Consider the following 11,197-nt stretch of genomic DNA (forward strand, 5'->3'; position numbering starts at 1 on the left):
CTCTAAAACTATCGCCTTCTTATAAGACTCTTGATAAAGTCTACCAAATTTGGCATCTGTAATTTCTACTGACATCTCTTAAAGTTAATCATTAATAAATACTTCTTCGTGGAGATGTTAAGTCTGTATAGGACGAGTCACCTATCAAGCAGCAATAATACACCAGGCCGGCTCCAATGACAATGCCAGATCTGGTAAAGAGTGGTAAATAAGTCTAATATTAGCAGTAAAACAAAGGTTGTGCATAACTTAAGCAAGTTGTTTGCAGAAAGTTAAACGAGGTACAATTCGTAATTGAGGTTTATTAACAATACTTTCTTAAATTAGTTTGTTATTACTCATAAAATAAGATCTTATGTCAGCACCTTACATCCCAAGTTTAGACCTGGGTTCTTACATTAACGGAAATGATGAACAGCGCAGGAAGTTTTCTAATGAGCTGGGCAGGGCTTTTAACGATTCGGGCTTTGTAACCATTACCAATCATGGAGTGGACCAGGCACTAATAGATAAGCTGTACAAAAATATACAGGCCATGTTTAGCCTGTCGCCGGACCAAAAGAAACAATATGAAAAAATTGAACTGGCCGGACAGCGCGGGTACACAAGCCCGGGTAAGGAAACAGCAAAGGGTGCTAAAGCAGCTGACCTGAAGGAGTTCTGGCAGATCGGGCAGGAAGTGACTGACCACGATCCTATTAAATATGAATATCCCAGCAACGAATACCTGGAAGAGATGCCTGAATTTAACGAGGTGACCCGTGAAATTTATCAGCGGCTGGAAGCCAATGGCAAACAGCTGTTACGGGCAATTGCAACTTATCTGGATCTGCCTGTAAATTACTTTGATGAGTATGTGCACAACGGCAATTCCATCTTGAGGGGGATCCATTATTTCCCGATCCAGGACCCTGACTCACTGCCTGCTGATGCAGTTCGGGCCGGTGCGCATGAGGACATCAACCTGATCACCTTGTTGATCGGGGCCAGTGCTGACGGCCTTCAGGTATTGACCAGGGCCAATGAGTGGCTTCCTATTAAAGCGGGCCATACGGATATTGTAGTAAATGTAGGAGATATGCTGCAGCGACTGACTAATAATAAATTACGGTCTACGACCCATAGAGTAGTAAATCCTCCGCGGGAACTCATGAAAACTTCCCGTTTCTCTGTTCCTTTCTTTTTGCACCCAAGAAGCACTATGGATCTGACGTGTTTGGACTCTTGTATTGATACTGAACATCCTAAAGTTTATGAAGACATGACAGCGGGAGAGTACCTCGATGAGCGGCTGAGGGAGATTGGCTTGAAAAAATAAATTTTTTGACATTTTGGCGCTTTGGAGAAATTTTGATGATCTCTTCGAAGACTGCATCTTTTGCTGAAGAAGAAAAAGCGCTAATGTCTTCTCTGAGACGTCAAAATTTCTTTGCGCGCCAAACAGGGCGCAGACCTGTCCAAGACTTATTTTTAGGCAATCTTAAAAGGGACCTGAAATTTGCGTCTGGCTTTTCACGCCTGACCTTTCCATCCAGCTTTCCATAAAATTTAGTGTCTCAGAGAAGACATAGGATTTGTGCGCTTCTTCAGTGCGCAAGGTCCAGTCTTCGAAGAGATCACTCAATTTTAATTTTTACCCTTATCAATCGCCTTATTGATCACATCCTGTACCCTGCCCCTGATCCTCATGTTGATCAGCTTATCTGATACTACCGGATTTACCCGGTTTGACAGCAATACATAAACCAGACCCCTGACAGGATCTACCCATACGCAGGTTCCGGTATAACCCGTATGCCCGTAGGTTTGCGGTGAGGCCAGCTCTGATGGGTATTTTTTAGTCAGGTCCGGATCCCAGCGGTCGAAACCAAGACCCCGGCGGCTGATGGCCGATTGTTTGGAAGTAAACAGCTCGACAGTTGATTTTTTTAAATATTCCTTCCCGCCATAACTGCCTTTATTGAGCATCATCTGGTAGATGATGGCAATGTCATTAGCGCTTCCAAACAAACCGGCATGACCTGCGACACCGCCCATCAAACCGGCGGTAGGATCGTGTACGTAGCCGTCAAGCAATGCATGACGGTCCTTATCATTTTCTGTCGGGATGATCTGATCCGGTTTGAAGCGGTGCAATGGTAAAAAACCAGTTGTCTGCATGCCCAAAGGGTTGTAGAAATGCTCCTCTACATACAGGTTTTCAGGTATTGTGGTGATGGTTTCTATGACCTGCTGTATCAGGCACATGCCAACGTCGCTGTATACATATTTCCCCCTGGTCCTCAACGGGGAATTCAGCATGTCAGGCTGCATCACTTCTTTAAAATAATTTTTTCTCAGGTAGTAATTTTCATTGACCTTAGTAGGAAAAAGGGCCGAGGAATCACTGCTGTAGTCTGACGGCTTTATCTTGCCAAAGGTTTGAATGTCTGGAATAAGCCCTGCCTGATGCAGCAACAATTCCCGCACGGTGAGGGTGTTTTTATCTGTCGGACGCGCAAGTGCCACATAGCTTCCGAGGGTGGAGTCAATACTTAGTTTTCCTTCGTCTGTGAGTTTCATAGCCTCCATGGTCGTGGCGGTAATTTTAGTCATTGATGCAAGGTCAAAAATGTCCGTTAAGCGGTCAGGCTGTATTTTTTCATAAGTATGGTGGCCATAAGCTTTATTAAAGATCACCTTACCGTCTTTGGCCACCAGTACAACCATGCCCGGAGCAGCCTGAGCCCTTATGGCCTCTGCAGCAATGTCATCTATATCTCTGAGGTTGTTTGCATTTACTCCTGCATCTTCAGGCAAAGTATATTTGAGGCGGGTGGCAAAGGTGCTGAAGCCCGATCCGCCGATATATTTTGGAGAATAAGTAGCGCCTAGCTTCTTGCTGACCCCGATTCCTCCAAAGATCACCTGCGGCAATACCATTGCGGCCAGTGGTGTGTTTTGGTCTGTCCAGATCAGCGGCGCTTTCAGGTCATCAAAAGCGGCTAAACCGCGTCCCTCACCAAAAAGACATACGATCACCTTTTTGCTTTTGGTCAGGCTCCTGATGAAACTTATATTTCGGGAATCGCCGGCAGACCCCGAAGGAATGGTCACGACAACCGTATTGAAATATTTGAGATCATCTTCAAGGTTATTTAATGTACCGGTGGTCTGATAGTCAGCAGCAGCAAAAGAAGTGATCTTAGCATATTTATTTAGCAGGCTGTCAAATGCTTGTTGATAGCTGAAATTTAAATTGACAGATGCGATGTTCTTTTTGTCGAGATCCAGCAGAGGAATACTATTGTCATGATTGTTTAGCAATATGGTATTGCTGCTGATGTTGTTGAGTATGGCAAGGGTTTGTTCATTTTGCTTATGGTCTTGTGCACAGGCGGTAAAGGTAAAGAGGGTTAAAAAACTGATGGTTGTTAAACCAAGCAGGTTATTCTTTTTCATAGACTTTTTCTCCATTAATATAGGTTTTTAAAACTTGTGTGCTGAGGATTTGTGTGGGACTGGTGTTAAGGAGATCACGATCAAGGACAACAAAATCTGCAAACTTGCCAGTTTCGATACTGCCTTTTTCTTTCTCTTCAAAATTGGCTTTGGCAGCCCAGATGGTCATACCGCGAAGGGCTTCTTCCCCGGTCAGTGCATTTTCTTTCTGAAAACCACCTTCAGGAAAATTCCTGGCATCCTTGCGGACGGTTGCTGCATAAAAAGTAAGTATTGGATTAATCTGTTCGACGGGGAAGTCTGTGCCTAAAGGGATCCAGCCATTTTGTCTTAACAATTGTTTCAAAGTGTAAGCGCTTTTGATGCGCTCCGGCCCCAGACGGTCTTTTGCCCAGTACATATCAGATGTAGCATGGGTAGGTTGTACTGAAGGGATGATACTCGCTGTGCCAAAACGATCAATATCCTGAGGGGAAACCACCTGGGCATGTTCAATACGCCAGCGCCTGTCGTTTTTTCCTTTCAGCACTTTATTATAGATTTTAAGGATGGTACGGTTGGCCGAATCGCCAATGGCATGTGTACACATCTGGAAATTCTTTTCTGCCAGCTTTGCTGCCGTTTGTTCAAAATGTTCCGGACTGCTGAGCAGAAAACCGCTCTTCCCCGGCATGTCGTGATAAGGGCGAAGGAGGCAAGCTCCCCTGGAGCCTAAAGCACCGTCAGCAAAAACTTTAAATGACCGTACATTTAAGCGATCGGTTTTAATGGCACCGCGCTTAAACAGGTAGTCGTAATTTGGTTTACTGTCTGATAACATTACATAGAGGCGCATTTTTAACTGATTTGTGGCCTGCAGTTTTTCAATAAAATCTACCATATCCGCACTCAGCCCGCAATCATCAATTGTAGTAAGGCCTGCCGCAAAGCAGTTTCGCTGCGCATCCAGCAATATTTTTTCCTTCTGCTGCGGGGACGGTGCGGGGATTTTACTTTCGACAAGGCTGGTTGCGTTGTCAATGAGCAAACCGGTAAGCGCTCCGTTCCGGCTTACAATTTCGCCGCCAATAAGGTCATAGCTTTTGGTCAGTCCTGCCTCGGTAAGCGCTTTCTGATTGGCGATGGCGGCATGGCCGTCTATACGGGTAAGCAGTACCGGCCGGTCAGGAAACAGCTGGTCCAGTTTCGTTTTATCCGGAAACTGCCTGTCCGGCCAGTCGTTCTGATCCCATCCATTTCCAATAAGCCATCCATCAGAATGTGTCCTGGCAAATTCGGTAAGCCGGCTGCATACTTCTTCCCAGCTTTGTGTTTCTCTCAGGTCGGCCGTCTGCAGACTTTGCCCGTATCCAAAAAAATGTGCGTGGGAATCAATAAAGCCAGGGTAAACAGTCTTTCCCATGGCATCAATTTCTTCGGAGGCACTGTAGGCTTTTCTGATCTGGGCGTTGTTGCCTGCGGCAATGATCTTGCCGTCCTTTACTGCAAAAGCCTGGACCGTGTCAAAAGCATCATTAATTGTATATACTTTGCCGTTATATAAAATAAGATCCGCTTTTTGTTTACCGCAGGAGGTAAAGAGAAGTGCAGCGACTGACAAAACAGTTAGAAAACCTTTCATAGGGCTAAAGATAGGAAAAGGATATAAAGGATAATAAATAAGTGGAGGGTAATTTTTTAACTATATAACGACAAATTATTCTTGAATGAAATGGGGGATGAGGCTTATTTTGCCTAAATTAGCAAGCTTTAGTGAGGAATATTAGATGTCAGATATAATTCAGCTTTTACCCGACAGCGTTGCCAATCAGATTGCAGCAGGAGAGGTGGTGCAGCGTCCTGCGTCGGCGGTAAAAGAGCTTTTGGAAAATGCCATAGATGCAGGTGCAAATAAGATCCAGCTCGTCATAAAGGATGCGGGCAAAGCATTGATCCAGGTAATAGATAACGGCTGCGGAATGACGGTGGCCGACGCGAAGATGTGTTTTGAACGCCATGCTACCTCCAAAGTACGTAAGGCCGAAGACCTTTTTGCCATCAGGACCATGGGTTTCAGGGGCGAGGCCATGGCATCTATTGCCGCGATCGCGCAGGTGGAAATGAAAACCCGCAGGCATGAGGATGAAGTGGGCACACTGATCGTGATCGAGGGGTCTTCATTTATCCAACAGGAACCAGTGGCTGCAGCACAGGGGACCAGCATCAGCATCAAGAATCTTTTTTTTAATACGCCGGCACGCCGTAATTTCCTGAAAAGCAACCCTGCAGAAATGCGGCATATTATAGACGAGTTTCAGAGAATTGCGCTGGCCAATCCCGGTATTGCATTCAGTCTCCACCACGACGGATCAGAGATCTACAGATTGCCGGCATCTGCACTCAAGCAACGCATCGTTCATTTATTTGGAAACAATTATAACGAACGGCTTATACCTGTGGAAGAAGAAACGAGTATCATCAATCTGAAAGGATTTATAGGTAAACCTGAATTTGCCAAACGGACACGTGGCGAGCAGTTCTTTTTTGTGAACAACAGGTTCATCAAAGATGCTTACCTGAACCACGCTGTAAACAGGGCTTATGAGGAATTGCTATCCGATGAGAACTTTCCCTTATATGTGCTGTTCATAGAGATTGATCCGGCAAACATTGATGTGAATGTACATCCCACAAAAACCGAGATCAAATACCTTGATGAGAAATCGATCTATGCCATATTGCATTCTGCGGTAAAGCGTTCCTTAGGCAGGTTCAACATCAGCCCAACTATAGACTTTGACCAGGAAACAGGGTTCAGCAATATGATCAGCCACAAAGCGCCCGAAGAGATCGTTCCGCCAAGTATTAGCTTTAATCCTGATTTTAATCCTTTTGCAGAGGAAAGACCGGTCCCGAGAGACCATGCTTACGCCAGTTTCACGAAAAGTTACACTGGCAGCCCGGGAGCAGGTATGTCGCCAAGCGCTAAAAACTGGGGCTCATTGTATGAAATTGCAAAGCACAATACAGCAGAGCAATCTTCACTTGAATTGTCTGAATCCAACGAAGAAGGGTATGTTCCGGTCCAAAAACAATTGATGCAGCTGCACAACCGTTACATCATTTCGCAGATCAAGTCAGGGCTGATGCTGATTGACCAGCAGGCCGCACATGAGCGGATCTTATATGAACGGTTCCTGCTGCATCTGGAAGACAGAAAGGGGGCATCGCAGCAAAGTTTGTTCCCGCAAACGATAACGCTTAGCCCGAATGACTACGAACTGGCCAAAAGTTTGCTCGATGACATCAAAAGTTTAGGCTTTGAAGTCAGGGAATTTGGTAAAAACACCTTAGTAATAGAAGGGATACCAGTAGATCTGGGCAGCACCAATGTCAATGAAACACAGCTGTTTGAACATTTGATAGAAGGATTCAAGAACTCCCAGCAGGAGCTGAAACTGGACAAGAGAGATGCCCTGGCAAGGAGCATGGCCCGGAATAGTGCCATTAAAAGCGGTACAGTATTGGGACAGACTGAAATGAATACGCTGATAGAGCAGCTTTTTGCCTGTAAAACACCTAATTTTAGCATCAGCGGCAAGCCGGTAATTCAGACGATAGGATTGGCAGAGTTTGATAAAAAATTTGACAAATAGACACGATGAATAACATTCATATACCACCAGTAGTAAAGAATTTGCTGATCATCAATGTGATCTTCTTTGCTGCTACACTTATATTAGAAGCCCAAGGGTTTAATTTAACGGGGCTGCTTGGTGTTTTCTATTTTGACTCGCCGTTTTTTCATATCTGGCAACCCATTACCTATATGTTCATGCACGGAGGATATTTGCATATCTTTTCCAATATGTTTGGATTATTTATGTTTGGCGGTGTTCTGGAGAGCAGGTGGGGCGCAAAGCGGTTCCTGAATTTTTACCTCATTACCGGCTTAGGTGCCCTGGCAATTCAAATGGGTGTCCAAGCTTTTGAAGTTTATCAGCTGACCGGTTCCGTTGTGCATGGCAGTTCCGTTGACGCCGTTATGAAATCACTTCCGCGGGATCAGGCAATGACATTATATGGTATTTATGGTACGCCAATGGTAGGGGCCTCGGGTGCGATATTTGGAGTTTTAGTGGCTTTTGGAATGCTTTATCCAAATACAGAACTGATGCTGCTATTTTTCCCGGTGCCTATCAAAGCAAAATACTTTATCCCCTTATATATTGTCTTTGAACTCTATTCGGGTGTAGCACAGACTCCGGGAGATTCTGTAGCACATTTTGCGCACCTTGGCGGAGCTTTGATCGGCTTTATTTTAGTGAAATTATGGAAGGACAAGGACAACAACAGATTTTACAGATATTATGAATAAAGGAGTCTTTCAGGATTTAAAGTATAAGGTTTTTCAATCGGGCAATCCTTCGTTTTTATACATTGGGATCAATACGATCATTTTTATAGCGCTGGCACTGATTAATTTGCCTTTATTTTTGTCGGGCAATGGCGGCCTGGCCTATGAAAGCTTTATCAGGGAGTATGCCGGCTTTCCGGCGCTGATCTCCAAATTGCCTGAAAGGTTTTATACCATTCTGACTTATCAATTCTTTCAAAAAGAGTTTTTTCACCTGCTGTTCAATATGCTCTGGCTGTATTGGATGGGCCGGATCTTTCTTGATTTCCTGAAACCGAGGCAATTTCATTTTATTTACCTGACAGGCGGCTTTGCAGGTGCTTTGGTCTACCTGCTCTCCTACAATATTTTTCCGGTCTTTGCAGCGGCAACGGCTTCGGGAGCTACTATAATAGGTTCCTCGGCTTCAGTTATGGCTATTGTGGTCGCGACGGCAACGCTGGTCCCTGACTATGCCATCCGCCTGCTGTTTTTCGGGGATGTAAAACTGAAATACCTTGCCATTGCGTACGTAGTAATGGATCTTATAGGATTAGGTTCAGGCAATGCCGGAGGTAATTTTGCCCATCTCGGCGGTGCCCTGCTCGGGTTCACATATATTAAACTGCTGAAGAACGGAACGGACTGGAGCAGCTTCTTCAGGAGGAAACCGAAGTTGAAGGTGGTCAAAAACAGCACTGCCGGGAGAAATGAAAAAAAGAACATTTCCGTAGTGGATCAAAAGGAAATAGATGCGATCTTAGATAAAATTTCCAAATCGGGATATGATAAATTAACAAGAGAGGAAAAGGAAACTTTATTTAAGGCAAGCAAACATTAGGGGATGAAGAAAAAGTCAAAGCCAACGTTTCTGGATAAATTGGTCCGTCTGACAGCTATTGTCCTGGCCCTTTTGCTGGTAATGGGGTTTATTGCCGGGCGGTTCGATCCGCGCGAGTACAAATATATTCCCTTCTTTGGCCTGGCCTATCCTTTTATCTTGTTTTTTAACGCGCTGATGATCGTGTGGTGGTGTCTCAGGAAAAGGTGGATCTTTGCTGCCTCCACACTTGTTTTGATATTTCTCGGCGGGCAGGCCCTTAATGCAACCTTTGGACTAATAGGTGAATCAGGAGAAGGCCCAAAAGGCAATCCGGAAGCGGTGAGAATGATGACTTACAATGTACACAGCTTTAAACCTTACGGACAGGAAAATATAGAAACGGTAAAAGAACAAATGCTGGATCTTATTGGCAAAGAAAATCCCGACATCATTTGTTTTCAGGAATACTTTACCCGAAAAAAGGGAGCTTTTGACATTACAGACAGCCTCAAAAGAATTCTCAAAACACCGTATTATTACTTTGTGCCCTCCATGAAAAATGACTACGAAGCTTATGGCCTGGCCATCTTTTCGCGCTATCCCATCAAAGACAAAGGACTTATTAAGTTTAATGACGATTTTGGCGGGAATGCCAGTATTTACGCAGATGTGGTGGTCAGAAATAGAAAGATCAGGGTTTACAATGTGCACCTTCAATCCATCTCTTTCCGTGAGCAGGATTACAATTACATTGATAAAGTAGCACAGGAGATGGATGCGGATATCGTTCCTTCAAAAAGAATACTGAAAATGCTGAAGAATGCATTTGTGAAACGAAGTGCTCAGGTGGATATTATGAAAGGTCATATGGAAACCTGCAAGACCCCGTTTCTGATCGCCGGCGATTTTAACGATACGCCGGCCTCTTATGCAGTGACACAGCTTACAGAATCCCTTCACAATACCTTTAAGGAACAGGGTACTGGACTGGGCCGTACTTACAACGGGAAATTTCCCAATTTCCAAATCGACTACATTGCTGCGACAAAGGACTTCAAAGTGCTCAATTACCGTGTGATCGAGGCTAAATTGTCAGACCATTTCCCTGTTCGCAGTGACCTCAAATTAAACCCCTAAAATTTTTACCTTTGCAACATGAATACAGGCTTGCAGCTCTACAATACCCTAACCCGTAAGAAAGAAATCTTTGAACCCCTGAATGCGCCGAATGTCGGCATATATGTTTGCGGACCTACCGTTTATAGCGATGTTCACCTGGGCAATTGCCGTACTTTCCTGTCCTTTGACCTGATCTTCAGGTACCTGAAATACAGCGGCTATAAAGTTCGCTACGTACGCAACATTACCGATGCCGGTCACCTGGAGGGAGACAGGGACGAGGGGGATGATAAATTTGCAAAAAGAGCAAAGCTGGAACAGCTGGAGCCTATGGAGATCGTACAGAAATATACGCTGGGTTTTCACGACGTCATGCGAATATTCAATGCGCTCCCGCCCAGTATTGAGCCTACCGCAACCGGGCACATCAGCGAACAGATCGAAATGATCAAAGAGATCATCAATAACGGATATGCTTACGAAGCCAATGGCACAGTTTATTTTGATGTTGAAAAATATAGCAGCGAATATAATTATACCATTCTGACCAACAGGAACCTGGAGGATATGCTGGCCAATACGCGTGAGCTGAGCGGGCAGGACGAAAAGCGCGGCAGGCTGGATTTTGCATTGTGGATAAAGGCCAAGCCCGAAACGCTGATGCGCTGGCCTTCACCATGGGGTATTGGATTTCCGGGATGGCACATCGAGTGTTCTGCAATGAGCGCCAAATACCTGGGTGATCAGTTTGATATCCATGGCGGCGGAATGGACCTTGCTGCTACACACCATACCAATGAAATTGCGCAGTCAGAAGCCTGCAGCCATAAGCAGCCCGCAAAATACTGGATGCATACCAATATGCTGACCGTCAACGGCTCGCGGATGTCTAAATCTCTGGGCAATGGTTTTCTTCCGGGGGAGCTGTTTACGGGAGACCATCCTTTGCTAACCAAAGGCTTCAGCCCGATGACGGTGAAGTTCTTTATGTTCCAGGCGCACTACAGAAGCACGCTCGACTTTTCCAACGAAGCACTTGATGCTTCAGAAAAAGGGTTCAGAAAGCTGATGAACGCAGTGAACCTGCTGGATAAACTAAATGCCTCAGCAACAAACGATTTTGACATTGATGCCATAACGGATAAATGCGTGAAGGCTATGAATGACGATTTTAACAGCCCGGTCGTCATTGCAGAACTGTTTGAAGCGGTTAGGATCATCAATACTGTTCATGACGGCAAAGGGTCAATATCAGCGACGGAACTGGAAAAGCTAAAAAAACTGATCAGTGATTTTGTATTTGATATTTTTGGCCTGAAAGATGAGGATACTTCAAACGTTGAACTCAATTCGGTGCTGGACCTGGTTATTGACATCAGAAAAGGGGCCAAGGAAAACAAAGACTATGCTACTTCGGATAAAATACGCCTCGGATTGCA

The 11,197-nt window shown here is 44.9% G+C and carries 8 protein-coding genes; 6 read left to right on the forward strand and 2 right to left on the reverse strand.

The features are described 5' to 3' along the window. Positions 1 to 355 precede the first annotated feature (355 nt). Positions 356 to 1,318, forward strand: coding sequence for an isopenicillin N synthase family dioxygenase (locus VK541_RS04170; RefSeq protein WP_324367224.1), 963 nt, complete (start codon positions 356 to 358; stop codon positions 1,316 to 1,318). A 308-nt stretch (positions 1,319 to 1,626) separates the two neighbouring features. Here the strand turns inward: VK541_RS04170 and VK541_RS04175 are convergent, their stop codons facing one another. After that, entirely contained in the window at positions 1,627 to 3,456 is a 1,830-nt protein-coding gene (locus VK541_RS04175) for a serine hydrolase domain-containing protein (protein WP_324367226.1), read from the reverse strand. Then, positions 3,428 to 5,062 (reverse strand): amidohydrolase, encoded by a 1,635-nt coding sequence (locus VK541_RS04180; protein ID WP_324367228.1) that lies wholly within the window; start codon positions 5,060 to 5,062, stop codon positions 3,428 to 3,430. Before VK541_RS04180 ends, VK541_RS04175 begins: the two co-directional genes overlap by 29 nt. 145 nt (positions 5,063 to 5,207) lie before the next feature. On the opposite strand from VK541_RS04180, the gene mutL reads away from it, so the two are divergent. From mutL to cysS, 5 genes are all read left to right on the forward strand, one after another. Continuing rightward, the gene (gene mutL, locus VK541_RS04185; protein WP_324367230.1) at positions 5,208 to 7,076 is read left to right on the forward strand and encodes a DNA mismatch repair endonuclease MutL; all 1,869 of its coding nucleotides are present in this window, start codon (positions 5,208 to 5,210) and stop codon (positions 7,074 to 7,076) included. 5 nt (positions 7,077 to 7,081) lie between these two features. Then, complete coding sequence (locus VK541_RS04190) at positions 7,082 to 7,798, forward strand: rhomboid family intramembrane serine protease (RefSeq protein ID WP_324367232.1); 717 nt, start codon at positions 7,082 to 7,084, stop codon at positions 7,796 to 7,798. Next, positions 7,791 to 8,657 (forward strand): rhomboid family intramembrane serine protease, encoded by an 867-nt coding sequence (locus VK541_RS04195; RefSeq protein ID WP_324367234.1) that lies wholly within the window; start codon positions 7,791 to 7,793, stop codon positions 8,655 to 8,657. Before VK541_RS04190 ends, VK541_RS04195 begins: the two co-directional genes overlap by 8 nt. A 3-nt stretch (positions 8,658 to 8,660) precedes the next feature. After that, on the forward strand, positions 8,661 to 9,776 hold the full coding sequence (locus VK541_RS04200; protein ID WP_324367236.1) for an endonuclease/exonuclease/phosphatase family protein: 1,116 nt from the start codon (positions 8,661 to 8,663) through the stop codon (positions 9,774 to 9,776). A gap of 18 nt (positions 9,777 to 9,794) precedes the next feature. Then, the coding region (gene cysS, locus VK541_RS04205; RefSeq protein ID WP_324367238.1) for a cysteine--tRNA ligase at positions 9,795 to 11,197 on the forward strand (1,403 nt) is incomplete at its 3' end.

Source organism: Pedobacter sp. (genome assembly GCF_035317785.1).
In the GTDB taxonomy this organism is placed as follows: Bacteria; Bacteroidota; Bacteroidia; order Sphingobacteriales; family Sphingobacteriaceae; genus Pedobacter.

Excerpts from the sequence above, each read along its gene's own strand:
- VK541_RS04180 (WP_324367228.1), bottom strand. The coding sequence starts at position 5,062 with ATGAAAGGTTTTCTAACTGTTTTGTCAGTCGCTGCACTTCTCTTTACC.
- VK541_RS04190 (WP_324367232.1), top strand. The coding sequence starts at position 7,082 with ATGAATAACATTCATATACCACCAGTAGTAAAGAATTTGCTGATCATC.
- VK541_RS04200 (WP_324367236.1), top strand. The coding sequence starts at position 8,661 with ATGAAGAAAAAGTCAAAGCCAACGTTTCTGGATAAATTGGTCCGTCTG.
- VK541_RS04175 (WP_324367226.1), bottom strand. The coding sequence starts at position 3,456 with ATGGAGAAAAAGTCTATGAAAAAGAATAACCTGCTTGGTTTAACAACC.
- mutL (WP_324367230.1), top strand. The coding sequence starts at position 5,208 with ATGTCAGATATAATTCAGCTTTTACCCGACAGCGTTGCCAATCAGATT.
- VK541_RS04170 (WP_324367224.1), top strand. The coding sequence starts at position 356 with ATGTCAGCACCTTACATCCCAAGTTTAGACCTGGGTTCTTACATTAAC.
- VK541_RS04195 (WP_324367234.1), top strand. The coding sequence starts at position 7,791 with ATGAATAAAGGAGTCTTTCAGGATTTAAAGTATAAGGTTTTTCAATCG.